Below are 25,161 nucleotides of genomic sequence, written 5' to 3'. Positions count from 1 at the left end.
TTTGGACATGGGACTCGAAGAAAAGCTGCCGAGCGGCTTCCTGCTGACCACCGTCGAGCAGGCCGCGGGCTGGGTGCGCAAGGCGTCCGTCTTCCCCGCCACCTTCGGCCTCGCCTGCTGCGCCATCGAGATGATGACCACCGGCGCCGGCCGCTACGACCTGGCCCGCTTCGGCATGGAGGTCTTCCGCGGCTCACCCCGCCAGGCCGACCTCATGATCGTCGCCGGCCGGGTCAGCCAGAAGATGGCGCCGGTGCTCAGGCAGGTCTACGACCAGATGCCCAACCCCAAGTGGGTGATCTCCATGGGCGTCTGCGCCTCCTCGGGCGGCATGTTCAACAACTACGCGATCGTCCAGGGCGTCGACCACATCGTCCCCGTCGACATCTACCTGCCGGGCTGCCCGCCCCGCCCCGAGATGCTGATGGACGCGATCCTCAAGCTCCACCAGAAGATCCAGACCTCCAAGCTCGGCGTCAACGCGAGGGAAGCGGCCCGGGAGGCGGAGGAGGCGGCGCTCAAGGCCCTGCCCACGATCGAGATGAAGGGGCTGCTGCGGTGAGCGACGTGAACGGCCACAACGGGGTCAACCCCGAGAAGGACCTGGCCGCCGACAACCTCCCCGGCCAGCGCGGCCAGGGCGGAGAGGAGATCCGCGTCCAGCGCGGCATGTTCGGCGCCAACAACGGCGGCGACACCTCCGGCTACGGCGGCCTGGTCCGCTCGGTCCGCCTCCCGGGACCGGCCGCCCGCCCCTACGGCGGCTGGTTCGACGAGGTCGCCGACGAGCTGGAAGGCGCCCTGGAGGAGCAGGGACTGCTCCCGGACAACGCCATCGAGAAGACGGTCGTCGACCGCGGCGAGCTCACCTTCCACATCGAGCGAGAGCACCTGCCGCGCGTCGCCCGCACCCTGCGCGACGACCCCGCCCTGCGCTTCGAACTGTGCACCGGCGTCAGCGGCGTCCACTACCTGCACGACAAGGGCCGCGAGCTGCACGCCGTCTACCACCTGCGCTCGATCACCCACAACCGGCTGATCCGCCTGGAGGTCAGCGCCCCGGACGCCGACCCGCACATCCCGTCCCTGGTCTCCGTCTACCCGACCAACGACTGGCACGAGCGCGAGACCTACGACTTCTTCGGGATCGTCTTCGACGGTCACCCGGCCCTGACGCGGATCATGATGCCGGACGACTGGCAGGGCCATCCGCAGCGCAAGGACTACCCCCTCGGCGGCATCCCCGTCGAGTACAAGGGCGCCCAGATCCCGGCTCCGGACCAGCGGAGGTCGTACTCGTGAGCACACAGTCAGCAGCCGCCCGCGAAACCACCGAGGGCACCGTATACACGGTCACCGGCGGCGACTGGGACGAGATCGTCCAGTCCGCGGCCCGAGCCGACGACGAACGCATCGTCGTCAACATGGGTCCCCAGCACCCGTCCACCCATGGAGTGCTCCGCCTCATCCTGGAGATCGACGGCGAGACGGTCACCGAGGCCCGCTGCGGCATCGGCTACCTGCACACCGGCATCGAGAAGAACCTCGAGTTCCGCACGTGGACGCAGGGCACCACGTTCGTGACCCGCATGGACTACCTGACGTCCTTCTTCAACGAGACCGCCTACTGTCTCGCCGTCGAGAAGCTCCTCGGCATCGAGGACCAGATCAGCGAGCGCGCCAGCATCATCAGGGTGCTCCTGATGGAGCTGAACCGGCTCTCCTCCCACCTGGTGTGCATCGCCACCGGCGGCATGGAACTCGGCGCCACCACGATCATGATCTACGGCTTCCGTGATCGTGAAATGATTCTCGATCTCTACGAACTCATCACCGGCCTGCGGATGAACCACGCCTACATCCGCCCCGGCGGCCTCGCCCAGGACCTGCCGCCCGGTGCGGTCGACCAGATCCGCGAGTTCGTGAAGAAGATGCGCAAGAACCTCCCGGAGTACGACAAGCTCGCCACCGGGAACCCCATCTTCAAGGCCCGCATGCAGGACATCGGCTACCTCGACCTGGCCGGCTGCATGGCCCTCGGCGCCACCGGCCCGATCCTGCGCGCCGCCGGCCTGCCGCACGACCTGCGCAAGGCACAGCCGTACTGCGGCTACGAGACGTACGACTTCGAGATCCCGACCGCCGACACCTGCGACGCCTACGGCCGCTTCCTGGTCCGCCTGGAGGAGATGCGCCAGTCGCTCGGCATCGTCGAGCAGTGCCTGGACCGGCTCCAGCCCGGACCGGTCATGGTCGCCGACAAGAAGATCGCCTGGCCCGCCCAGCTCGCCCTCGGGCCGGACGGACTCGGCAACTCCCTCGACCACATCAAGAAGATCATGGGCACCTCCATGGAGGCCCTGATCCACCACTTCAAGCTGGTCACCGAGGGCTTCCGGGTCCCGCCCGGCCAGGCCTACGCGGCCGTCGAGTCCCCCAAGGGCGAACTCGGCGTGCACGCCGTGTCCGACGGCGGCACCCGCCCCTACCGGGTCCACTTCCGCGACCCGTCCTTCACCAACCTGCAGGCCATGGCGGCGATGTGCGAGGGCGGCCAGGTCGCCGACGTCATCGTCGCCGTCGCGTCCATCGACCCCGTGATGGGAGGCGTCGACCGGTGACCACCTCTTCCTCGGAGCGCGGTATCAGCCTGGGCATGCCCGAGCTGCCCGCGCCCGCCTACCCGGACGACGTCCGGGCCCGCCTGGAGACGGACGCGCGCGACATCATCGCCCGCTACCCCGACTCCCGGTCCGCCCTGCTGCCGCTGCTGCACCTCGTGCAGGCGGAGGAAGGGCACGTCACGCGCACCGGGATGCAGTTCTGCGCGGACGTCCTGGAGCTGACCACGGCCGAGGTCACCGCCGTCGCCACCTTCTACACCATGTACCGGCGCAAGCCCTCCGGCGACTACCAGGTGGGCGTCTGCACCAACACGCTGTGCGCGGTCATGGGCGGCGACGCGATCTTCGAGACCCTCCAGGAGCACCTCGGCGTCGGCAACGGCGAGACCACCGGCGACGGCAAGGTCACCCTGGAGCACATCGAGTGCAACGCGGCCTGCGACTTCGCGCCCGTCGTGATGGTCAACTGGGAGTTCTTCGACAACCAGACCCCGGCCAGCGCCAAGCGCCTCGTCGACGACCTGCGCGCGGGCCGGGACGTCGAGCCCACGCGCGGCGCCCGGCTGTGCACCTTCAAGGAGACCGCGCGGATCCTGGCCGGCTTCCCCGACGAGCGGCCCGGAGCCGTCGAGGAGAGCGGGAGTGCGGGACCCGCGTCGCTGGTGGGCCTCCGCCTGGCAAGGGGTGAGGCCGCACCCGCGCGCGTGGTCCATCCGCGCGGAGGTCCGCAGGAGGAAGCAGCGGACCGGCAGGACCGGCCGGTGCACGAGCCGTCGCCGGCCGAGCACCTCAGTTCCCATGACGCACCGCAGGAGACCTCGGCCTCCGACCCGTCGCACCCGGCAGGGCCTGCCGCCGAGGAGGGGGAGTGATGACGGTGGTACCCGACCTCAAGGACACCAGCCCCGAGAAGCTGCTCGCACCCGTGCTGTCGGCCTTCTGGGACGAGGACCGCTCCTGGACGCTCGACGTCTACCGGAGGCACGAGGGATACGAGGGGCTCCGCAAGGCGCTCGCCATGTCACCGGACGACCTGATCGCCTATGTCAAGGAGTCCGGACTGCGCGGCCGCGGCGGCGCGGGATTCCCCACCGGGATGAAGTGGCAGTTCATTCCGCAGGGAGACGGCAAACCGCACTATCTAGTTGTCAACGCCGACGAATCGGAGCCCGGGACCTGCAAGGACATCCCGCTCCTGTTCGCCAACCCGCACAGCCTCATCGAGGGCATCGTGATCGCGTGCTACGCCATCCGGTCGTCGCATGCCTTCATCTACCTGCGTGGGGAAGTCGTCCCCGTCCTGCGGCGGTTGCACGAGGCCGTGCGCGAGGCCTACGCGGCCGGCTACCTCGGCGAGAACATCCTCGGCAGCGGACTCGACCTGACCCTCACCGTGCACGCCGGCGCCGGCGCGTACATCTGCGGTGAGGAGACCGCACTGCTCGACTCGCTCGAAGGCCGCCGCGGTCAACCGCGACTGCGTCCCCCCTTCCCTGCCGTCGAAGGGCTCTACGCCTGCCCGACTGTTGTGAACAACGTCGAGTCCATCGCCTCGGTTCCCGCCATCCTCCACAAGGGCAAGGAATGGTTCAGGTCGATGGGGAGCGAGAAGTCGCCCGGCTTCACGCTCTACTCCCTCAGCGGCCACGTCGCGAGCCCCGGCCAGTACGAGGCACCGCTCGGCATCACCCTGCGCCAGCTCCTCGACATGAGCGGCGGGATGCGCCAGGGCCACCGCCTGAAGTTCTGGACCCCGGGCGGCTCCTCGACACCCATGTTCACCGACGAGCATCTCGACGTCCCCCTCGACTACGAAGGAGTGGGCGCCGCGGGCTCCATGCTCGGCACCAAAGCACTCCAGTGCTTCGACGAGACCACCTGCGTGGTGCGCGCCGTCACCCGCTGGACCGAGTTCTACGCCCACGAGTCCTGCGGCAAGTGCACCCCCTGCCGCGAAGGCACCTACTGGCTCGTGCAGTTGCTCCGCGACATCGAGGCCGGCAAGGGCGTGATGTCCGACCTCGACAAGCTGAACGACATCGCCGACAACATCAACGGCAAGTCCTTCTGCGCCCTCGGCGACGGCGCGGCGTCCCCGATCTTCTCCTCGCTCAAGTACTTCCGCGAGGAGTACGAACAGCACATCACGGGCCGGGGCTGCCCCTTCGACCCGGCCAAGTCGACGGCCTGGGCGGACCGCCCGGAGGTGAACGCATGACCGTGACCACGAGTTCCCCCTCCTCGGGGGGAACGGCGGCGGTCCCGCCGCAGGACCTCGTCACGCTGACGATCGACGGCATCGAGATCAGCGTGCCCAAGGGCACCCTGGTCATCCGCGCCGCCGAACAGCTCGGCATCGAGATCCCGCGCTTCTGCGACCACCCCCTGCTCGACCCGGCCGGCGCCTGCCGCCAGTGCATCGTCGAGGTCGAGGGGCAGCGCAAGCCGATGGCCTCCTGCACGATCACCTGTACGGACGGGATGGTGGTGAAGACTCACCTCACCTCGCCCGTCGCCGAGAAGGCGCAGCACGGCGTGATGGAGCTGCTGCTCATCAACCACCCGCTGGACTGCCCGGTCTGCGACAAGGGCGGCGAGTGCCCGCTGCAGAACCAGGCCATGTCGCACGGCAACGCCGAGTCCCGCTTCGACGGCCGCAAGCGCACCTACGAGAAGCCCGTCCCGATCTCCACCCAGGTGCTCCTGGACCGCGAACGGTGCGTGCTGTGCGCCCGCTGCACCCGGTTCTCCAACCAGATCGCCGGCGACCCGATGATCGAACTCCTGGAGCGCGGCGCGCTGCAGCAGGTCGGCACCGGCGAGGGCGACCCGTTCGAGTCGTACTTCTCCGGGAACACCATCCAGATCTGCCCGGTCGGCGCCCTCACCTCGGCGGCGTACCGCTTCCGCTCCCGGCCCTTCGACCTGATCTCCTCGCCGTCCGTGTGCGAGCACTGCTCGGGTGGCTGCGCCACCCGCACCGACCACCGGCGCGGCAAGGTCATGCGGCGGCTCGCCGCCGACGACCCCGAGGTCAACGAGGAGTGGATCTGCGACAAGGGACGCTTCGCGTTCCGCTACACACAGCAGAAGGACCGCCTGGAGACCCCGCTGGTCCGCAACGCCCAGGGCGTCCTCGAACCCGCCTCCTGGCCGGAGGCCCTCGAAGCCGCCGCCCGGGGCCTGGCCGCCGCCCGCTCCCGGGCCGGCGTCCTCACCGGCGGCCGGCTCACCGTCGAGGACGCCTACGCGTACAGCAAGTTCGCGCGCGTGGCCCTCGACACCAACGACATCGACTTCCGCGCGCGCGTGCACACCAGCGAGGAGGCCGACTTCCTGGCCGCACGGGTGGCAGGCCGCGGCCGCGACCTCGACGGTACGGGCGTCACCTACACCTCCCTGGAGAAGGCGCCCGCCGTCCTCCTGGTCGGGTTCGAGTCGGAGGAGGAGGCGCCCGGCGTCTTCCTGAGGCTGCGCAAGGCATGGCGCAAGCACAAGCAGCAGGTGTTCTCCCTCGCCACGTACGCCACACGCGGGCTGGAGAAGGCCGGCGGCACGCTGCTTCCGGCCGCACCCGGCACCGAGACCGAGTGGCTGGACGCCCTCGCGAGCGGAGTCGGCCTGGAGGAGTCCGGCACCCGGGCCGCCGATGCGCTGCGCTCCGACGGTGCCGTGATCGTCGTAGGGGAGCGGCTGGCATCGGTCGCCGGCGGCCTCACCGCCGCCGTACGGGCCGCCACCGCCACCGGCGCCCGGCTGGTCTGGATCCCGCGCCGGGCCGGTGAGCGCGGCGCGATCGAGGCAGGCGCGCTGCCGTCGCTGCTGCCGGGCGGCCGCCCGGCCACCGACCCACGCGCGCGTGAGGAGGTCGCCGCCGCCTGGGGCGTCGCCGAACTCCCGCTCCGCTACGGCCGCGACACCGGCCAGATCGTCGAGGCCGCCGCCCGCGGCGAACTCTCCGCCCTGCTGGTCGCCGGTGTCGAGGTCGCCGACCTGCCCGACCCGGCACGCGCGCGTGCCGCACTCGAAGCCGTCGGCTTCCTGGTCTCCCTGGAGCTGCGGCCCAGCGAGGTCACCGCACACGCCGACGTCGTCCTGCCGGTCGCCGCGGTCGCCGAGAAGGCCGGCACCTTCCTCAACTGGGAAGGCCGGGCGCGTCTCTTCGAGGCCGCCCTCAAGCCCGAGCAGATGACCCGGCGGCTGCCGCCCACCGACGCGCGCGTGCTGCAGATGCTCGCCGACGCCATGGACGTCCACCTCGGCCTGCCCGACCTGCGCACCGCGCGGGCGGAACTGGACCGGCTCGGCGCCTGGGACGGACCCAAGGCCTCCGAACCGCTGGAGACGGCCGCCTCGCTGCCCAGGCCCGCCGCCGGGGAGGCTGTGCTCGCCGGGCACCGGCTCCTCCTCGACCAGGGCGTCCTCCAGGACGGTGACGACGCACTGGCAGGCACCCGGCACGCCGCCCACGCGCGCGTGTCCGCGGCGACAGCCGCCGAGGCGGGCGTCGAGGACGGCGGCCTCATCGCCGTCACCGCGGGCGCCGGCACCGTCGAACTCCCGCTCAGGATCACCGAGATGCCCGACCGCGTGGTCTGGCTCCCGCTGAACTCGGCCGGCGGCGGCGTCGCGTCCGACACCGGGGCGCTGCCCGGCTCCCTCGTCCGCATCGGCCCGGCGGCCACCGCCGGTGAGGCACCCAAGGAGGTGGAGGCATGAACTCGTACCTCGCCGCTGAAGACCTCTCCATGTTCGGCCGTGACCCCTGGTGGCTGGTCGTCCTCAAGGCGGTCTTCTGCTTCGCCTTCCTGATGGTGACCGTGCTGATCTCCATCGTCATGGAGCGCAAGGTCGTCGCCTGGATGCAGCTGCGCATCGGCCCCAACCGGCACGGCCCCTGGGGCATGCTCCAGTCGCTCGCCGACGGCATCAAACTGATGCTCAAGGAAGACGTCGTCGTCAAACGCGCCGACAAGGCCGTCTACGTCCTCGCGCCGATCGTCGCGGCGATCCCGGCGTTCATGGCCATCGCGGTGATCCCGTTCGGCCCGGCCGACAACGAGATCTCCATCTTCGGCCACCGCACCACGATGCAGCTCACCGACCTGCCGATCGCGATGCTCTACATCCTCGCGGTCGCCTCCGTCGGCATCTACGGCATCGTCCTCGCCGGCTGGAGCTCCGGCTCCACCTACCCGCTCCTCGGCGGCCTGCGCTCCTGCGCCCAGATGATCTCCTACGAGATCGCCATGGGCGCCGCGTTCGCCTCCGTGTTCCTGTACTCCGGGTCGATGTCGACGTCCACGATCGTCGACCAGCAGCAGGGCCGCTGGTACATCCTGCTGCTGCCGGTCTCCTTCGTCCTCTACATCGTCACCATGATCGGCGAGACCAACCGCGCACCCTTCGACATGCCCGAGTCCGAGGGCGACCTGGTCGGCGGCTTCAACACCGAGTACTCGTCGATCAAGTTCGCGATGTTCATGCTCGCCGAGTACGTCAACATGGTGACCGTCTCCGCCGTGTCGACCACCCTGTTCCTCGGCGGCTGGCGGGCCCCCTGGCCGATCAGCACCGTCTGGGCGGGCGCCAACCACGGCTGGTGGCCGATGCTCTGGTTCGTCGCCAAGGTCGTCCTCCTGCTGTTCGGCTTCGTCTGGGTCCGCGGCACGCTCCCGCGCGTGCGCTACGACCAGCTGATGAAGCTCGGCTGGAAGGTCCTCATCCCGGTCTCCGTCGTCTGGCTGATGCTCGTCGCGACCGTCCGGACCCTGCGCAACCAGAACTACGGCTTCGCCGACATCGCCCTGTACGTCGGCGGCGGAGTCCTCGCCCTGCTGGTCCTGTCCTTCGTCGTCGACATGTTCCGCGACAAGGGCAAGGAGGCCGCGCAGCCCGCTGCCGAACCGGCCGCGTTCGACCCGATGGCGGGCGGCTTCCCCGTACCGCCGCTGCCCGGACAGGAGCTGCCGCCGGTGCCCCGGCGCACCCCCCGCCGGGAGCGGGAGCTGATTGTCAGTGGCGGGCCGGACACTGTCAGTGACGGATCTACGGATGGAAAGGAGGCGTCCGATGGCTGAGGAGCCCAAGGAGACCAAGCCCGGTTTCCAGAACCCCGTCGCCGGCTTCGGCGTGACCTTCAAGGCCATGTTCAAGAAGCGGCTGACCGAGCAGTACCCGGAGCAGGCGAAGACCACGGCCCCGCGGTTCCACGGACGGCACCAGCTCAACCGCCATCCGGACGGCCTGGAGAAGTGCGTCGGCTGCGAGCTGTGCGCCTGGGCCTGCCCCGCCGACGCCATCTACGTGGAAGGCGCCGACAACACCGACGAGGAGCGCTACTCGCCGGGTGAACGCTACGGCCGCGTCTACCAGATCAACTACGCGCGCTGCATTCTGTGCGGCCTGTGCATCGAGGCGTGCCCCACGCGCGCGCTCACGATGACCAACGAGTTCGAACTGGCCGACAGCAGCCGCGCCAACCTCATCTACACCAAGGAACAGCTCCTCGCCGGCCTCGAAGAGGGCATGGTCGACACCCCGCACGCGATCTTCCCGGGGACCGACGAACAGGACTACTACCGGGGCCTGGTCACCGAGGCCGCCCCCGGGACCGTACGCCAGGTGGCCGTCTCCAAGGGCGAGAAGCCCGAGGAGCAGGACCGGGAGGTGGACGCATGAGCCCGCAGCTCGCCGCCTACGCCACCTCCACCGGCGAGGCCTTCCAGTTCTGGGTCCTCGGCACCGTCGCCGTGATCGGTGCGCTGTCCACCGTCTTCATGAAGCGGGCCGTGCACAGCGCACTGTCGCTCGCCGGAACCATGATCGTCCTGGCGGTGTTCTACCTCGCCAACGGCGCCTACTTCCTCGGCATCGTCCAGATCGTCGTCTACACCGGCGCGATCATGATGCTGTTCCTCTTCGTGGTGATGCTGGTCGGCGTGACCGCCGCCGACTCCCTGAAGGAGACCATCAGGGGACAGCGCTGGCTGGCCCTGCTCTGCGGGGTCGGCTTCGGCGTCCTGCTCCTCGCGGGCATCGCCAACGCCTCCCTGAAGGACTTCGCGGGCACCGGCCAGGCCAACGCCAACGGAAACGTGGAGGGCCTCGCCGCCCTCATCTTCACCAAGTACGTCTTCGCCTTCGAAATCACCGGCGCCCTGCTCATCACCGCCGCGATCGGCGCCATGGTGCTCACCCACCGGGAGCGCACCGAACGCGCCAAGACCCAGCGCGAGCAGTCCGAGCAGCGCGTCCGCGAGGGCAAGCACCTGCCGCCGCTGCCCGCTCCCGGCGTCTACGCCCGGCACAACGCCGTGGACATCGCCGGCCTGCTCCCGGACGGCACCCCGTCCGATCTCACCGTCAGCAAGACGCTCCGCGACCGCGGTCAGATCCGTGACGTCTCGGCCGAGGCGCTCGGTGACCTGCGCGCCCTGGAACAGCGATCCGAGGAACGGCTGGAGCGGACCCCGGTCGAGCCCGCGCACTTCAAGCGCAGCGAGGAGGCGTCGAAGTGAACCCCGTCTACTACCTCTACCTCGCCGCCCTGTTGTTCACGATCGGCGCCACCGGTGTGCTGATCAGACGGAACGCGATCGTCGTCTTCATGTGCATCGAGCTCATGCTGAACGCCTGCAACCTCGCGTTCGTCGTCTTCTCCCGGATGCACGGCAATCTCGACGGCCAGATCATCGCCTTCTTCACGATGGTCGTCGCCGCCGCGGAGGTCGTGGTCGGGCTCGCGATCATCGTGTCGCTGTTCCGTACCCGCCACTCGGCCTCGGTCGACGACGCCAGCCTGATGAAGCTGTAAGGGGTCGCTGAATCGTGGAGAACCTGATTGCGCTGCTGATCGCGGCGCCCCTGCTCGGAGCGGCCGTCCTCCTGGTCGGCGGCCGGCGCCTGGACGCCGTGGGCCACTGGATCGGCACGATCCTGTCGACGACGTCCTTCGTGTTCGGCGTCATCCTCTTCGCCGACCTGCTCGGCAAGAACCCCGAACACCGCACCCTGATGCAGCACCTGTACACCTGGGTGCCGGTCGAGGGGTTCCAGGCGGACGTCACCTTCCGCCTCGACCAGCTGTCGATGACCTTCGTCCTGCTGATCACCGGCGTCGGCTCCCTCATCCACCTGTACTCCGTCGGGTACATGGAGCACGACGAGCGCCGCCGCCGCTTCTTCGGCTATCTCAACCTGTTCCTCGCGGCGATGCTGCTGCTCGTCCTCGCCGACAACTACCTGCTGCTGTACGTCGGCTGGGAGGGCGTCGGTCTCGCCTCGTACCTGCTGATCGGCTTCTGGCAGCACAAGCCCAGCGCGGCGACCGCGGCCAAGAAGGCCTTCATCGTCAACCGCGTCGGCGACATGGGCCTGTCGATCGCGATCATGCTGATGTTCACGACGTTCGGCACGTTCGCGTTCGGCCCGGTCCTCAGCCACGCCACCGACGCCTCCGAGGGCCGGCTCACCGCGATCGGCCTCATGCTGCTGCTCGCCGCCTGCGGCAAGTCCGCCCAGGTGCCGCTGCAGTCCTGGCTCGGCGACGCCATGGAAGGCCCCACCCCGGTCTCCGCCCTCATCCACGCGGCGACCATGGTGACCGCGGGCGTCTACCTCATCGTCCGCTCCGGAGCGATCTTCAACGCGGCCCCCGACGCCCAGCTGGTCGTCACCGTCGTGGGCGCCGTCACCCTCCTCTTCGGTGCGATCGTCGGTTGCGCCAAGGACGACATCAAGAAGGCCCTCGCCGGCTCCACCATGTCGCAGATCGGCTACATGGTCCTCGCCGCCGGCCTCGGCCCGATCGGCTACGTCTTCGCGATCATGCACCTGGTGACGCACGGCTTCTTCAAGGCCGGGCTCTTCCTCGGCGCCGGCTCCGTGATGCACGGCATGAACGACGAGGTCGACATGCGCAAGTACGGCGGCCTGCGCAAGTACATGCCCGTCACCTTCATCACCTTCGGCCTCGGCTACCTCGCCATCATCGGCTTCCCCGGCCTGTCCGGGTTCTTCTCCAAGGACAAGATCATCGAGGCGGCGTTCGCCAAGGGCGGCACCGAGGGCTGGATCCTCGGCACCTGCGCCCTGGTCGGCGCGGCCATCACCGCCTTCTACATGACGCGCGTGATGCTGATGACGTTCTTCGGCGAGGAACGCTGGCGCAACCAGCCCACCCGCTCCCCGCAGGCCCCGAGCGCCGAGCCCGCCGCCGAACACCGCGGCGAGCACGCCGAACCACACCCGCACGAGTCCCCGAAGGTCATGACCATCCCGATGATCGTCCTGGCGATCGGCTCGGTCTTCGCCGGCGGCTTCTTCAGCATCGGCGACCGCTTCCTGCACTGGCTGGAGCCGATCACCGGCCACAGCGAGGGCGACTCCCCGATCAGCGCGGGCGTCGTCACCGGCGCCACGATGGTCTGCCTGATCATCGGCGTCGGCATCGCCTACCTCCAGTACGGCCGCCGCCCCGTCCCCGCCGTCGCCCCGCGCGGCTCGCTGCTCACCCGCGCGGCCCGCCGCGACCTCCTCCAGGACGACTTCAACCACGTCGTCCTGGTCCGCGGCGGTGAACACCTCACCCGCTCCCTTGTATATGTCGACCACACCCTGGTTGACGGCGTCGTCAACGGCACGGCAGCGGGCTTCGGCGGGCTCTCCGGCCGGCTGCGCAAACTGCAGAACGGCTACGCGCGCTCGTACGCGGTCTCGATGTTCGGCGGCGCTGCCCTCCTGGTCGCCGCGACCCTGCTGATGAGGGCGGTCTGATACCGATGTCCTTTCCTCTGCTGACAGCGACGGCGGTCCTCCCGGCCGTCGGGGCGGTCGCCACGGCCGCCGTACCGGCCGCCCGGCGCACCGCCGCCAAATGGCTCGCCCTGCTGGTCTCGCTCGCCACACTCGCCCTGGCGATCGTCGTCATGGTCCGCTTCGACCCCGGCGGCGCCCGCTACCAGCTCACCGAATCCCACGCCTGGATCAGCGACTTCGGCGTCCGCTACGAACTGGGCGTCGACGGCATCGCGGTCGCCCTGCTCGCCCTGACCGCCCTGCTCATCCCGTTCATCATCCTGGCCGGCTGGAACGACGCCGACCCGCTGGAGACCGGCAGCAAGCGGTGGCGGCCCACCCAGGGCTTCTTCGCCCTGATCCTGGCCGTCGAGGCGATGGTGATCATCTCCTTCGAGGCCACCGACGTCTTCCTCTTCTACATCTTCTTCGAAGCCATGCTCATCCCGATGTACTTCCTCATCGGCGGCTTCGGGGACCGGGCCCACGCCCAGGGCGAGGAGGCCGCGTCGACGCAGCGGTCGTACGCCGCCGTGAAGTTCCTCCTCTACAACCTGGTCGGCGGCCTGATCATGCTGGCCGCGGTGATCGGCCTCTACACGGTCTCCGGGAACTTCTCCCTCGCCGAGATCGCGCAGGCCCGCGCCAACGGCACCCTGCACATGGCCACCAGCACCGAACGCTGGCTGTTCCTCGGCTTCTTCTTCGCCTTCGCCGTGAAGGCGCCGCTGTGGCCGCTGCACACCTGGCTGCCCAACGCCATGCAGGAGTCCACCGCCCCCGTCGCCGTCCTCATCACCGCGGTCGTCGACAAGGTGGGCACGTTCGCGATGCTCCGCTTCTGCCTCCAGCTCTTCCCGGAGGCCTCGAAGTGGGCGACACCGACCATCCTGGTCCTCGCCCTGATCAGCATCATCTACGGCGCACTGCTCGCCGTCGGGCAGCGCGACATCAAGCGGCTGGTCGCCTACGCGTCCATCTCCCACTTCGGGTTCATCATCCTGGGCATCTTCGCGATGACCAGTCAGGGTCAGTCCGGCGCCACCCTCTACATGGTCAACCACGGCATCTCCACCGCCGCCCTGATGCTGGTCGCCGGCTTCCTGATCTCCCGCCGCGGCTCCCGGCTCATCGCCGACTACGGCGGCGTGCAGAAGGTCGCCCCCGTCCTCGCCGGCACCTTCCTGATCGGCGGCCTGGCCACCCTGTCCCTGCCCGGCCTCGCACCCTTCGTCAGCGAATTCCTCGTCCTGGTCGGCACGTTCACGCGCTACCCGGCCATCGGGATCATCGCCACCTTCGGCATCGTGCTCGCCGCGCTCTACACCCTCGTCCTCTACCAGCGGACGATGACGGGCCCGGTGAAACCGGCCGTCTCCGCGATGCCCGACCTGAAGGCCCGTGAACTCGTCGTCGTCGCCCCGCTGATCGTTCTTCTGATCTTCCTGGGCGTCTACCCGAAGCCCGTCACGGACATCGTCAACCCGGCGGTCAAGCAGACCATGTCGGACGTACACAAGACCGACCCGAAGCCCGCAGTGGAGGCGGCCAAGTGAGCGCAGCAGCCGTCCACAGCCTGTGGACAACCGCAGCCGAGCCGATTTCGAAGATCCCGGCACCGAAAATCGAATACGGGCAGCTGTCACCCACCCTGATCATCGTCGGCGCGGCGATCGTCGGAGTGCTGGTCGAGGCGTTCGTCCCGCGCAGGTCCCGCTACTACGCCCAGGTGTTCGTCTCCGCCGTCGCCCTGTGCGCCGCGTTCGCGGCAGTGGTCGCCCTGGCCGCCGACGGCTACGGCACCACCAAGGCGCACATCGCCGCGATGGGCGCCATCGCCGTCGACGGACCGTCCCTGTTCCTCCAGGGCACGATCCTGCTGGCCGGCCTCGTCGGCCTGTTCACCTTCGCCGAACGCCGCCTCGACCCCGAGGCCCACGGCAACCGCGTCGACTCCTTCGCCGCCCAGGCCGCCGCGGTCCCCGGCAGCGACACCGAGAAGGCCGCCGTCAAGGCCGGCTTCACCACCACCGAGGTCTTCCCGCTCCTGCTCTTCGCCATCGCCGGCATGCTGGTCTTCCCTTCGGCCAACGACCTGCTGACGCTCTTCGTGGCCCTGGAGGTCTTCTCCCTCCCGCTCTACCTGCTGTGCGCCCTGGCCCGCCGCAAGCGCCTCATGTCACAGGAAGCCGCCGTCAAGTACTTCCTGCTCGGCGCCTTCGCCTCCGCGTTCACCCTGTTCGGCATCGCCATGCTGTACGGCTACGCCGGCTCGGTGTCCTACGCCACCATCGCCCAGGTCGTCGACGGCACCGTCACCAGCGTCGACCCCGCCCTCGCCAACACCATGGGCAACGACGCACTGCTCCTCATCGGCACCGCCATGGTCGTCATGGGCCTGCTCTTCAAGGTCGGCGCCGTCCCCTTCCACATGTGGACACCCGACGTCTACCAGGGCGCACCCACCCCGGTCACCGGCTTCATGGCCGCCGCCACCAAGGTCGCCGCCTTCGGCGCCCTGCTGCGCCTCCTGTACGTCGTCCTGCCCGGCATGCGCTGGGACTGGCGGCCGGTCATGTGGGGCGTCGCGATCATCACCATGCTGGGCGGCGCGATCGTCGCGATCACCCAGACCGACATCAAGCGGCTCCTCGCCTACTCGTCGATCGCGCACGCCGGATTCATCCTCGCCGGTGTCATCGCGACCTCGAAGGACGGCGTGTCGTCCGTCCTCTTCTACCTCGCCGCCTACTCCTTCGTGACCATCGGAGCCTTCGCCGTGGTCACCCTGGTGCGCGACGCGGGCGGCGAGGCCACCCACCTGTCCAAGTGGGCAGGCCTCGGCCGCCGCTCACCACTCGTGGCAGCCGTCTTCGCCGTCTTCCTGCTGGCCTTCGCGGGTATCCCGCTGACCTCCGGCTTCGCCGGAAAGTTCGCCGTGTTCAAGGCGGCGGCCGAGGGCGGCGCGGTCCCGCTCGTCGTGATCGGTGTGATTTCGTCCGCGATTGCCGCGTTCTTCTACATCCGCGTGATCGTCCTGATGTTCTTCAGCGAGCCGAGGCCCGAAGGACCCACGGTCGCCGTGCCCTCACCGCTGACCATGGCGGCGATCGGCCTCGGCGTCGCCGTCACCCTGGTCCTCGGTGTGGCACCGCAGTACTTCCTGAACCTGGCCAGCCAGGCCGGAGTGTTCGTGCGCTGAGACGACCTGCACGTCCCAAGGGCCCCGGTTCCCCGCACAGGAACCGGGGCCCACGCGCGCGTGCACGGGCCTGGACTACGGGCACGTCACCGTCGGGTTCCACTGAGCGAACACACCGCGCGGATTGTCCTTCCAGATCCAGGCGCGCAGCGTGTACACGGACCCCGTCACACCGGGAACCGTCGTCGGCCCCTGGAACTGCCGGCCGAACAACGTCGGCACGGTGCCGCTGCCCGCCCGCACGATCCACTCCGCCGCGACCAGCGCACGGCCGCCGCCGGAGTCGGTCTCGTAGAGGAGACCGGAGGGCTCGGCCGGGTCCAGACTGCCGACGCCGGCGGCCTTCACGTATTGGTAGCCCACGCCTCCCTTGCCGCCCAGGCCGTCCTTGTCGCAGATGTCGGTCCTCGCGTACCCGTCCGTGACCGCGAACGGCTCGTACTGGTAGTCCGTCGTCGCCGTGTACGTCGGGGTCAGATCCGTCCACACGAACGGGTCGGGCTCGGGAACGGGATCCGCGCCGGCGGGAACCGCGGCCAGAGCGAACGGCACGGCCAGGGCCAGAACTGCGCCGGCGGTGCGGGACCTGAGAGACATCCTGATGCTCCTTGGGACGGAAGAGGCACGCGAGCGCGACACCTCCGTACAACGCGGGCCTCCCCGGTCCCACCCGTGCAGCATCGCCCGCACCTCTTCCCCGCCGCCACGCGAAGACCGCCAAAGGACTGAGGCCATCGCCGGACGGGGGAACCCCGCACTCCCACCCCCCTCCCCGGTGGGCAGCCTGTGGATAACTCCAGCGCTGTCGGTCCGGACCCCTATCGTGGTGGCAGTGGTCGAAGGACGACGTACGGGGGACACGACGATGGGCGGGACGGGCGGGACCGACGACATGCCAGGGACGACCGAGACGCCGGAGGCGCCACAGGCGCACGGCCCGGCGGACAGCGAGGCACTGGCCACGCTGCACCGCGTCTTCGGGTACGACGCCTTCCGGGGCGAGCAGGAAGCGATCATCGAGCACGTGGTGGCGGGCGGCGACGCCGTCGTCCTCATGCCCACCGGCGGCGGAAAATCACTGTGCTACCAGATCCCCGCCCTGGTCAGACCCGGTACGGGCATCGTGGTCTCACCACTCATCGCCCTCATGCAGGACCAGGTGGACGCCCTGCGCGCCCTCGGCGTCAACGCCGGGTTCATCAACTCCACCCAGGACTTCGACGAGCGCCGCGTGGTCGAATCCCAGTTCCTCGCGGGCGAGCTCGACCTGCTCTACCTCGCTCCCGAGCGGCTTCGCCTGGACTCCACACTCGACCTGCTCGCCCGCGGCAAGATCGCCGTGTTCGCCATCGACGAGGCGCACTGCGTCTCCCAGTGGGGCCACGACTTCCGCCCCGACTACCTCGCCCTCTCCCTCCTCGGCGAGCGCTGGCCCGACGTCCCGCGCATCGCGCTCACGGCCACCGCCACCCATGCCACCCACCAGGAGATCACCCAGCGGCTGCACATGCCGACGGCCCGGCACTTCGTGGCCAGCTTCGACCGGCCCAACATCCAGTACCGGATCGTCCCCAAGGCCGACCCCAAGAAGCAGCTCCTCACCTTCCTCCGCCAGGAACACGAAGGCGACGCGGGCATCGTCTACTGCCTCTCCCGCAAGTCCGTCGAAACCACCGCCGAATTCCTCACCCGCAACGGCATCGACGCCGTGCCCTACCACGCCGGCCTCGACGGGGCCACCCGCGCCGCCCACCAGTCCCGCTTCCTGCGAGAGGACGGCCTGGTCGTCGTCGCCACCATCGCCTTCGGCATGGGCATCGACAAACCCGACGTCCGCTTCGTCGCCCACCTCGACCTGCCCAAATCCGTCGAGGGCTACTACCAGGAGACCGGCCGCGCCGGCCGCGACGGCCTGCCCTCCACCGCCTGGATGGCCTACGGCCTCAACGACGTCATACAGCAGCGAAAACTCATCCAGTCCGGCGAGGGCGACGAGGCCTTCCGCCGCCGCGCCCAGGCACACCTCGACTCCATGCTCGCCCTGTGCGAGACCGCCCAGTGCCGCCGCGGGCAACTCCTCAACTACTTCGGCCAGGACCCCGACCCCGCCGGCTGCGGTAACTGCGACACCTGCCTCACCCCACCCGAGACCTGGGACGGCACCATCGCCGCCCAGAAGGTCCTCTCCACCGTCGTACGGCTCCAGCGCGAACGCGGGCAGAAGTTCGGCGCCGTCCAGATCGTCGACATCCTGCTCGGCAAGCGCACCGCCAAGGTCATCCAGTTCGACCACGACCAGCTGTCCGTCTTCGGCATCGGCACCGACCTCGACGAAGGCGAATGGCGGGGCGTCGTCCGACAGCTGCTCGCCCAGGGGCTGCTCGCCGTCGAGGGCGAGTACGGCACCCTGGTGCTCACCGAGGCCAGCGGGACGGTACTGCGGCGGGAACGCGAGGTTCCGCTGCGCAAGGAGCCGAAGAAGCCGGCGGCCTCACGAGCGACCGGAAGCCCCGGGTCCGCCGGATCCTCCGGGTCATCCGGCAGGGGCAAGGCGAAGGCAGCCGTGGCAGAGCTGCCCGAGGAACTGCTCCCCGCCTTCGAGGCCCTGCGAGCCTGGCGTGGCGAGCAGGCCCGCGAACAAGGCGTACCCGCATACGTGATCTTCCACGACGCCACCCTGCGGGAGATCGTCAGCCGGTGGCCCGAGTCCGTGGCCGAACTCGCCACCGTCGGCGGCGTCGGCGAGAAGAAGCTCATGACGTACGGAGAGGGCGTCCTCGGGGTGCTGGCCGGTCTGAAGACGCCGACCGCCGCCCCGGCCGCCACGGCGCCGGGAACCGGGGACGAGGACCACTGGCCCGAGATGGACGCGGAGCCGGAACCGGAGGACTGGATATAGGGCGGCCCGCGGTCGCGGCGGGGGAACCACCGCTTACAGCCCCCTCGCCGCATACGCCCTGACGTCCGCGTCCGGGGCGGCCGTCGCCGTGGCCAGAGCCGCACGGGCCCCCTCGACACCGGAATGCCGGGTCAGAGCGAGAACGGCAGCCTTGCGGACGTCGGCGGTGGTCGCGGCGCCCTGACCGGAGTGGTCTCGGATGCGGTCGGCGGGTGGCATGGCTGGAACCATACCGATGGGGTAGGGAAAGTCGCCGGACGGTCTTGGACGATCACGTTCGTGGGGAATGGTGATCGGGCGGCCCCGACGCTCACCCTGCGCGCTGACAGTTACGCCCCCATGGACGCGCGGGCTTGTTCGACCCACCCCGAGACCGCCTTGGCGCCGCAGCTCCGGGCAACCGCCTGGGCCTCGTCGAGGTGCTGGAGTGCCGCCGGTCGGTCGCCGGTCTCGGCCGCGAGGTGGGCCAGGGCCACCAGGCCGGCCGCTTCCCCGGGTCTGAAGCCGATCTCCCGGCGCAGCGCCACCGACTCGGTCAGCCGGTCCCGGGCCAGGTCCAGACGGCCCGCGTCCTTGTCGGTGAAGCCGAGATGGCGTACTGCGTAGGACATCGTCAACCGGTCGCCGACGGACTTCGCCAGCTCGTACGACTGCTCGAAGTACGGTCTGCCGGTGGCGCCGTCGCCCTTCACGACCTGGTGCCAGCAGCCGATCCAGAACAAGGCGTGTGCCTCACCCGACGCGTCCTCCAGCCGCCGGTACAACTCCGCCGCGCGCTCGAAGAGCGCCACCTCCCGGCTGTTCTCCTCGCGGTCGTTGAGGAAACGCACGTGCAGTACCTTGCCCCGCGCCATGGAAAGGCGCGCCTCGACCGCGTCCAGCACGTCGTCGGACCGGTCCAGCGCGGACGTGTCCCCGCCGAACATCGCCGCTTCGAAGAGATCTTCCGCCTGCACGCCCCAGTCCTGCCCCTGCATCCGCAGCCCCCTGCCCTTCCTGCCGGACGATGACGGTGCCGAGGCTATCCCGCGCTCGCCGCAAGGAGCCGAGCAATGGGGAGGGCGGCTCTCTGGATCCTGCCGTCCGCGGTCCGGCGGTGCTCGCTCTAGCCGAGTGCCGTCAGTCCCGGTGCGAACGCGATCAGGAGCGGCAGCAGGGGGACCAGGGCGGCGACCGTCGTCGTCAGGGCCCGCTGGCGGCGCAGCAGCCGTGGTGGCGGTTCCAGCAGGCGGTCGACGCGCTCTCCCAGCAGCCGGCGGCTCGACGCGCAGGACAGGACCCCGCGGTGCTGGTTCAGTTCGATCAGGGCCAGTGCGGTGGTGAGATGGCCGCAGCGGCGGGACGCCGTGTCGTCCGCGGCGAGTTCGACGAGCCGGTGGGTCTGGTCGCAGAAGTGGGAGAAGAGCGGCACGTGCGGGAAACCCGTGGCCAGGGCGCTGGACAGGTGCAGCAGCCAGTCGTGATGGGCGCGGGCATGGCCTCGTTCGTGGGTGAGTACGGCGTCCAGCTGGTGGTCCGTGAGGCGGTGCAGTGCCCCCGTCGTCACGACCAGCTGCGGTGGATGACCCGGCATCCACCAGGCGTCCGGGTACTCGTCCTCCAGCACCAGCATCGGTCCGCGTGCCGCGGGCAGCCCTGCCGGCAGTTCCGGTGCCCGTTCGCGCAGGTGTGCGCGGGTCCGGTCGCGGCGGCGCCGGGCCTCGACCAGTTCGCGGGCGAGCATCGCCGTCGTCCACGCGGCTCCGGACGCCAGCAGCACGGTGAGGGCGACCGCCCAAGGTGGCGCGACGGAGAGGTCGTACGCGGCGGTGACCGCCGGCGGCGCCGGCGCGAACACCCGGTCGCGCACGGTGTGGAAGACGGCCGCCGCGCCCAGGGTGAGCGCGGCCAGGCAGCACAGCAGCACGGTGGCGACCAGGCACTGCCACACCCACAGCGCGACCACCGGTTCCCGCTCCGGCCACAGGGACCGCACCAGGGCACGCGGCGCAGGCACCGCGGCCGTCAGGGCGACGACGGTCAGCAGGAGCAGGCAGACGGTCATGCCGGGGCTCCGTTTCCTGATCGGAAATGCGTGCGGGTGGCGGCTGGCGCGGGGCGATACGCCGCTGCGTGACATGGCGCGCGCCGGCGCGTCCCGTGGTGCGTGCGCCGACGCTTCGCATGGTGCGCGTGCGGGCGCATCGCATGGTGCGTGTCCCGTCAGTATGACGGTGCCGGGTGCCCCGAGTCAGGTGTCGACGACGATCCGGGCACACCCATCCGTTCACCGGCCCGGCGCGCTCCTCACCCCGCCACGACCCGACCGCTGACCTCCCCGAGCCCCACCCGGCTGCCGCCCGGCCCCGGAGCCCAGGCCGACAGCGTCACCACGTCGCCGTCCTCCAGGTACGTCCGCTTTCCGTCCGGGAGTTCGAGGGGGTCGCGTCCGTTCCAGGTCAGCTCCAGCAGGGACCCGCGTTGCCCGGGCTCCGCGCCGCTCACCGTGCCGGAGCCGTACAGGTCGCCGGTGCGCAGGGAGGCGCCGTTGACCGTGAGGTGGGCGAGCTGCTGGGCGGCGGTCCAGTACATGGTGGAGAACGGCGGCTCGGACACCGTCTGCCCGTTGATGGCGATCGAGATCCGCAGGTCGTAGCCGGCGGGTTCCTCCATGGCGTCGTCGAGGTACGGCAGCAGCGGATGCGTCCGCGGCGGCGGGGTGACCCGTGCCTCCTCCAGCGCGTCGAGCGGGGTGATCCACGCCGAGACCGAGGTGGCGAACGACTTGCCGAGGAACGGGCCGAGCGGGACGTACTCCCAGGCCTGGATGTCCCGCGCCGACCAGTCGTTCAGCAGGCAGAGGCCGAACACGTGCTCCCTGAAGTCGGCCAGTGCCACGGGGCTGCCCTGTGGTGAAGGCGTGCCGACGACGAAGCCGACCTCGGCCTCGATGTCCAGCCGTACCGACGGGCCGAACACCGGTGCCGCGTCCGAGGGTGCCTTCCGCTGCCCCGAGGGCCGTACGACGTCCGTTCCGGACACCACGACCGTGCCTGCGCGGCCGTGGTAACCGATCGGCAGGTGCTTCCAGTTGGGGGTGAGCGGATCGGCGGCGTCGGGGCGGAAGATGCGGCCGGCGTTCCGGGCGTGGTTCTCGGAGGCGTAGAAGTCGACGTAGTCGGCGACCTCGAAGGGCAGATGCAGGGTCACCTCGGCCAGCGGGTGCAGGAGAGGGGCGAGCGTCTCCCGGTGCGCGGGCACGGTCACCCAGGCGGTCAGGGCGCGCCGCACGTCCGACCAGGCGGTGCGGCCGGCGGCCAGCAGCGGGTTGAGGGTCGGCCTGGCGAGCAGGGAGGCGTAGGGCGAGCCGAGGGCGAGGGCCGCGGCACCGGCGTCGAGGACGTGGTCGCCTAGGCGGACGCCGACCCTCCGGTCCGAGCTCTCGGAGGTCGAGAACACGCCATACGGAAGGTTGTTCGGGCCGAAGGGGTCACCCTCGGGGACCTCGAAGGGGGGCAAGGGGGGCATGGGGTGGCTGCCTCACTCTCATCCGTGCCGCGCGGGGAACGGCCATGTGGCGACGTCACTATGGCGTTGCGCGGCATTCCATGTGGTCGCGCCACACGTTACGGGTGAGTTGCCTGTCGTGACAGTGTCTAAAGAGTTCGCAATGTCCTAATAGGCCTTGTCGGAGTAGGCAATTCCGGCTTAGCGTCCTTTGGGGGACACGGACGGGGTGGGTCCGGTCCGTAGAGGGGGACACGTGGGGGGACCCGTGGCCAGGAATGCCGTCAGCGTGCCGTTCGAGGCGGACCGCGACGTGCCGGGCCTGATCGTCAAGTTCGGCGACTATCCGCTGCACCACGGCGGGGTCGGCGCGATTCGCAGCCTGGGCCGCCTGGGCGTTCCCATGTACGCGATCACGGAGGACGCGTACACGCCGGCGGCTTCGTCCCGCTATCTCAAACGGGCGTTCGTGTGGCCGACAACAGGCGCCGAGGAAGCGGACCGTCTCGTCGAGGGGTTGCTGCGCATCGGCCGCCGCATCGGCCGTCCGACCGTGCTGATCCCCACCGACGAGGAGGCCGCCGTCCTGATCGCCGAGCACCAGGACGCACTCGGCGACCGCTTCCTCTTCCCGCGCGTCGACCCGGAACTGCCCCGCCGGCTGGCGAGCAAGCAGGGCCTGCACGAACTGTGCGTGGAACACGGCATCCCGAGCCCGGCGGCCGCCTTTCCCGACTCGTACGACGAGATCGCCGACTTCGCGGAGAAGGCCCGCTTCCCGATCGTCGCCAAGAACCGTGAGGCGTTCGTCCGGCGCAAGCAGCCCGCCGTCAACGGAACGACGCGGATCGCCACCAGGGAGGGACTGCTCGCCCTCGCCCGTGACTGGGGCACCCATCCGGGTGTCATCCTCCAGGAGTACCTGCCGAGGGAGGAGGCCGAGGACTGGATCGTGCACGCCTACTTCGACGCCGACTCCACTCCACGCGCCCTGTTCACCGGGGTCAAGGTCCGTTCCTGGCCGCCGCACGCCGGCATGACCGCGAACGCGTACGTCGTCGACAACCCGGAACTCGCCGACCTCGCCGCGCGTTTCATCAAGCAGATCGGCTTCACCGGCATCATCGACCTCGACCTGCGCTTCGACCGGCGCGACGGGCAGTACAAGCTGCTCGACTTCAACCCGCGCATGGGCGCCCAGTTCCGGCTCTTCGAGAGCGAGCGAGGCGTGGACGTCGTCCGTGCCATGCACCTGGACCTGACCGGGCGCCGGGTTCCGGAGGGGGAACAGCGCACCGGCCACCGTTACGTGGTGGAGAACATCGACCTGCCCGCCCTCCTCGCCTACCGCCGCAGCGGCTACACGACACCGCACGCGCCGAAGCGGCCGAGCGGGACCGAGCTCGCCTGGCTGGCGGGTGACGACCCGCTGCCGTTCGTCACCCTGCTCGCCCGCTTCGTGCGTCCGGGCGCGAAGCACCTCTACCAGCTGTGGCGTACCAACCGCCGCAGCTCCAGCAACGCCGCGAAGCAGGCACCGTAGCTGCCGTGACCGGCGCCGACACCTCCGGCGGTCCCCCCGGTCCTCACCTGCCCCAACAGCTCGCGTGCGACGTCCGGTTCGACGGCGTCGCCGTCCCCGTCGAACCGGAGTCCGAGCCGTCGGACGTCCCCGACGCTCAGCGCATCGCCGGCCGGGTCCTCGGGGCAGGTGCCGAGCGTCTCGGAGAACACAACGGCCGCCACTGGCAAAGGCCCCATCACGGAGACGGCGGGCGCCACTTGAGGCCGAAACGCACGTGAGTCCCACGGCCGCGCTGTCCGTATTCTCTGATCATGGTCGCACCCTCCCCGTACTCACTGATCGCCACCGACCTGGACGGCACGCTGCTGCGCGGCGACGACACCCTGTCGGAACGGTCGCTCGCCGCGCTCGGACAGGCCCGCCGGGCCGGTGCCCAGCACCTCGTGGTGACCGGCCGTCCGGCCCCGAGAGTGCGCCCGCTCCTCGACGACCTCGGCTGCACGGGACTCGCGGTCTGCGGCCAGGGCGCGCAGGTGTACGACGCCGGCGCGCACCGCCTGCTGTGGTCGGTCACCCTGGACCGGGAACTGGCGGAGACCGCACTCGGCAAGATCGAGGCCGAGGTCGGCCAGGTGTACGCGGCGGTCGACCAGGACGGTGTGGACGGGCTCACGCTCATCGAGCCGGGCTATCTGATGCCCCATCCCACGCTGCCCGCGCTGCGCGTCGCCCGGCGCGACGACCTGTGGTGCGCGCCGATCAGCAAGGTGCTGCTGCGCCACCACACCCTGTCCGACGACGAACTGGCGACGACCGCCCGCTCGGTCGTCGGATCGCTGGCGACGGTCACGATGTCCGGGCCGGGCACCGTCGAACTGCAGCCGTGCGGGGTGACCAAGGCGACCGGGCTCGCGCTGGCCGCCGACCGGCTGGGGCTGAGCGCCGGACGGGCCATCGCCTTCGGCGACATGCCCAACGACATCCCGATGTTCGCGTGGGCGGCCCACGGGGTGGCGATGGCCAACGCCCATCCCGAACTCAGGGCGATGGCCGACGAGATCACCACGTCGAACGAGGACGACGGCATCGCCGTCGTCCTCGAAAGACTCTTCGACTGACGCGCGGCGTCGGTCGGGTCAGTACGCGCCGTTGACGTTGTCGATCGAGCCGTACCGTGCGGCGGCGTAGTTGCAGGCGGCGGTGATGTTCGCGACCGGGTCGTAGATGTCGAACGACGTGCCGTCCACGTGGTAGGCCTTGAACGTCGGGTCGATGACCTGGAGCAGGCCCTTGGACGGGATGCCCTTCGCCGCGTTGGAGTCCCAGAGGTTGATGGCCCGCGGGTTGCCGGAGGACTCCCGCATCAGGTTGCGGTAGATGCCGTTGTAGGTGCCAGGGATGTTCTTCTCGTGCATGATCGCGAGCGACTCGCGGATCCAGCCGTCGAGGTTGTTCGGGTACCCGGCGAGGGTCGTGGAGGCCGTTGTGGTGGAGGAGCCGGCGGCGGACGCGGTCGTCGCCCCGATGAGCGGGAGAGCGAGGACGGCGGCACCGGTGCCGACGACGGCGAGCGTGCGGGCGATGCGGTTACGGCGGGGACGGCGGTGCTGGGCGGCAGCAGGCATGG

The 25,161-nt window shown here is 70.0% G+C and carries 23 protein-coding genes; 16 read left to right on the top strand and 7 right to left on the bottom strand.

Annotated features, from left to right (window positions below):
• Positions 1 to 7 precede the first annotated feature (7 nt).
• The 13 genes from ACZ63F_RS16955 to nuoN are packed head-to-tail and all read left to right on the top strand — an operon-like array spanning position 8 to position 15,624.
• Positions 8 to 562, top strand: a complete 555-nt coding sequence (locus ACZ63F_RS16955) for a NuoB/complex I 20 kDa subunit family protein (protein ID WP_152885510.1) — start codon at positions 8 to 10, stop codon at positions 560 to 562.
• Positions 559 to 1,302 (top strand): NADH-quinone oxidoreductase subunit C, encoded by a 744-nt coding sequence (locus ACZ63F_RS16950; protein WP_351957511.1) that lies wholly within the window; start codon positions 559 to 561, stop codon positions 1,300 to 1,302. The genes ACZ63F_RS16955 and ACZ63F_RS16950 overlap by 4 nt, the downstream gene beginning before the upstream one ends.
• Positions 1,299 to 2,621, top strand: a complete 1,323-nt coding sequence (locus tag ACZ63F_RS16945; protein WP_469711817.1) for an NADH-quinone oxidoreductase subunit D — start codon at positions 1,299 to 1,301, stop codon at positions 2,619 to 2,621. The genes ACZ63F_RS16950 and ACZ63F_RS16945 overlap by 4 nt, the downstream gene beginning before the upstream one ends.
• Complete coding sequence (gene nuoE, locus ACZ63F_RS16940; RefSeq protein ID WP_469711816.1) at positions 2,618 to 3,496, top strand: NADH-quinone oxidoreductase subunit NuoE; 879 nt, start codon at positions 2,618 to 2,620, stop codon at positions 3,494 to 3,496. The genes ACZ63F_RS16945 and nuoE overlap by 4 nt, the downstream gene beginning before the upstream one ends.
• The gene (gene nuoF, locus ACZ63F_RS16935; RefSeq protein WP_457697159.1) at positions 3,496 to 4,842 is read left to right on the top strand and encodes an NADH-quinone oxidoreductase subunit NuoF; all 1,347 of its coding nucleotides are present in this window, start codon (positions 3,496 to 3,498) and stop codon (positions 4,840 to 4,842) included. Before nuoE ends, nuoF begins: the two co-directional genes overlap by 1 nt.
• Entirely contained in the window at positions 4,839 to 7,343 is a 2,505-nt protein-coding gene (locus ACZ63F_RS16930; RefSeq protein ID WP_469711815.1) for an NADH-quinone oxidoreductase subunit G, read from the top strand. The genes nuoF and ACZ63F_RS16930 overlap by 4 nt, the downstream gene beginning before the upstream one ends.
• Positions 7,340 to 8,704 (top strand): NADH-quinone oxidoreductase subunit NuoH, encoded by a 1,365-nt coding sequence (gene nuoH, locus ACZ63F_RS16925; protein ID WP_469711813.1) that lies wholly within the window; start codon positions 7,340 to 7,342, stop codon positions 8,702 to 8,704. Before ACZ63F_RS16930 ends, nuoH begins: the two co-directional genes overlap by 4 nt.
• Positions 8,697 to 9,305: an NADH-quinone oxidoreductase subunit NuoI gene (gene nuoI / locus ACZ63F_RS16920; RefSeq protein WP_352354357.1), complete on the top strand. Its 609-nt coding sequence runs from the start codon at positions 8,697 to 8,699 to the stop codon at positions 9,303 to 9,305. Before nuoH ends, nuoI begins: the two co-directional genes overlap by 8 nt.
• On the top strand, positions 9,302 to 10,144 hold the full coding sequence (locus ACZ63F_RS16915) for an NADH-quinone oxidoreductase subunit J (RefSeq protein WP_469711812.1): 843 nt from the start codon (positions 9,302 to 9,304) through the stop codon (positions 10,142 to 10,144). The genes nuoI and ACZ63F_RS16915 overlap by 4 nt, the downstream gene beginning before the upstream one ends.
• Entirely contained in the window at positions 10,141 to 10,440 is a 300-nt protein-coding gene (nuoK, locus tag ACZ63F_RS16910; protein ID WP_046726439.1) for an NADH-quinone oxidoreductase subunit NuoK, read from the top strand. The genes ACZ63F_RS16915 and nuoK overlap by 4 nt, the downstream gene beginning before the upstream one ends.
• Before the next feature lie 14 nt (positions 10,441 to 10,454).
• A complete protein-coding gene (gene nuoL, locus ACZ63F_RS16905) occupies positions 10,455 to 12,401 on the top strand; it encodes an NADH-quinone oxidoreductase subunit L (protein ID WP_388716378.1) in 1,947 nt (648 codons plus the stop codon).
• Between the two features lie 5 nt (positions 12,402 to 12,406).
• A complete protein-coding gene (locus tag ACZ63F_RS16900) occupies positions 12,407 to 13,978 on the top strand; it encodes an NADH-quinone oxidoreductase subunit M (protein ID WP_351957520.1) in 1,572 nt (523 codons plus the stop codon).
• Entirely contained in the window at positions 13,975 to 15,624 is a 1,650-nt protein-coding gene (nuoN, locus tag ACZ63F_RS16895) for an NADH-quinone oxidoreductase subunit NuoN (protein ID WP_469711809.1), read from the top strand. The genes ACZ63F_RS16900 and nuoN overlap by 4 nt, the downstream gene beginning before the upstream one ends.
• Before the next feature lie 75 nt (positions 15,625 to 15,699).
• Here the strand turns inward: nuoN and ACZ63F_RS16890 are convergent, their stop codons facing one another.
• A complete protein-coding gene (locus ACZ63F_RS16890) occupies positions 15,700 to 16,221 on the bottom strand; it encodes a hypothetical protein (protein WP_469711808.1) in 522 nt (173 codons plus the stop codon).
• 295 nt (positions 16,222 to 16,516) lie between these two features.
• On the opposite strand from ACZ63F_RS16890, the gene recQ reads away from it, so the two are divergent.
• On the top strand, positions 16,517 to 18,523 hold the full coding sequence (gene recQ, locus ACZ63F_RS16885) for a DNA helicase RecQ (RefSeq protein ID WP_469712053.1): 2,007 nt from the start codon (positions 16,517 to 16,519) through the stop codon (positions 18,521 to 18,523).
• Between the two features lie 33 nt (positions 18,524 to 18,556).
• Here the strand turns inward: recQ and ACZ63F_RS16880 are convergent, their stop codons facing one another.
• From ACZ63F_RS16880 to fahA, 4 genes are all read right to left on the bottom strand, one after another.
• Positions 18,557 to 18,742 (bottom strand): hypothetical protein, encoded by a 186-nt coding sequence (locus tag ACZ63F_RS16880; RefSeq protein WP_469711807.1) that lies wholly within the window; start codon positions 18,740 to 18,742, stop codon positions 18,557 to 18,559.
• 110 nt (positions 18,743 to 18,852) lie between these two features.
• On the bottom strand, positions 18,853 to 19,500 hold the full coding sequence (locus tag ACZ63F_RS16875) for a tetratricopeptide repeat protein (protein ID WP_469711805.1): 648 nt from the start codon (positions 19,498 to 19,500) through the stop codon (positions 18,853 to 18,855).
• Between the two features lie 128 nt (positions 19,501 to 19,628).
• Positions 19,629 to 20,567, bottom strand: a complete 939-nt coding sequence (locus tag ACZ63F_RS16870; RefSeq protein ID WP_352354381.1) for a M56 family metallopeptidase — start codon at positions 20,565 to 20,567, stop codon at positions 19,629 to 19,631.
• A 242-nt stretch (positions 20,568 to 20,809) separates the two neighbouring features.
• Complete coding sequence (fahA, locus tag ACZ63F_RS16865; protein WP_469712052.1) at positions 20,810 to 22,021, bottom strand: fumarylacetoacetase; 1,212 nt, start codon at positions 22,019 to 22,021, stop codon at positions 20,810 to 20,812.
• Between the two features lie 277 nt (positions 22,022 to 22,298).
• Here fahA and ACZ63F_RS16860 point away from each other — a divergent pair, with 277 nt between their 5' ends.
• Entirely contained in the window at positions 22,299 to 23,552 is a 1,254-nt protein-coding gene (locus tag ACZ63F_RS16860; protein ID WP_469712050.1) for a carboxylate--amine ligase, read from the top strand.
• Here ACZ63F_RS16860 and ACZ63F_RS16855 read toward each other — a convergent pair.
• The gene (locus ACZ63F_RS16855; protein WP_469711804.1) at positions 23,492 to 23,755 is read right to left on the bottom strand and encodes a hypothetical protein; all 264 of its coding nucleotides are present in this window, start codon (positions 23,753 to 23,755) and stop codon (positions 23,492 to 23,494) included. The two genes, ACZ63F_RS16860 and ACZ63F_RS16855, sit on opposite strands and share 61 nt — an antisense overlap.
• A 90-nt stretch (positions 23,756 to 23,845) precedes the next feature.
• Here ACZ63F_RS16855 and ACZ63F_RS16850 point away from each other — a divergent pair, with 90 nt between their 5' ends.
• Positions 23,846 to 24,652, top strand: a complete 807-nt coding sequence (locus tag ACZ63F_RS16850; protein ID WP_469711803.1) for an HAD family hydrolase — start codon at positions 23,846 to 23,848, stop codon at positions 24,650 to 24,652.
• Between the two features lie 18 nt (positions 24,653 to 24,670).
• On the opposite strand, the gene ACZ63F_RS16845 is transcribed toward ACZ63F_RS16850, so the two are convergent.
• Positions 24,671 to 25,159 carry a transglycosylase SLT domain-containing protein gene (locus tag ACZ63F_RS16845; protein ID WP_469711802.1) on the bottom strand — a complete coding sequence of 163 codons (489 nt, stop codon included), beginning with the start codon at positions 25,157 to 25,159 and terminating at the stop codon, positions 24,671 to 24,673.
• Between the last annotated feature and the right edge of the window lie 2 nt (positions 25,160 to 25,161).

Source organism: Streptomyces sp. NPDC104761 (genome assembly GCF_055583445.1).
This window is presented reverse-complemented; position numbering and strand designations above follow the sequence as displayed.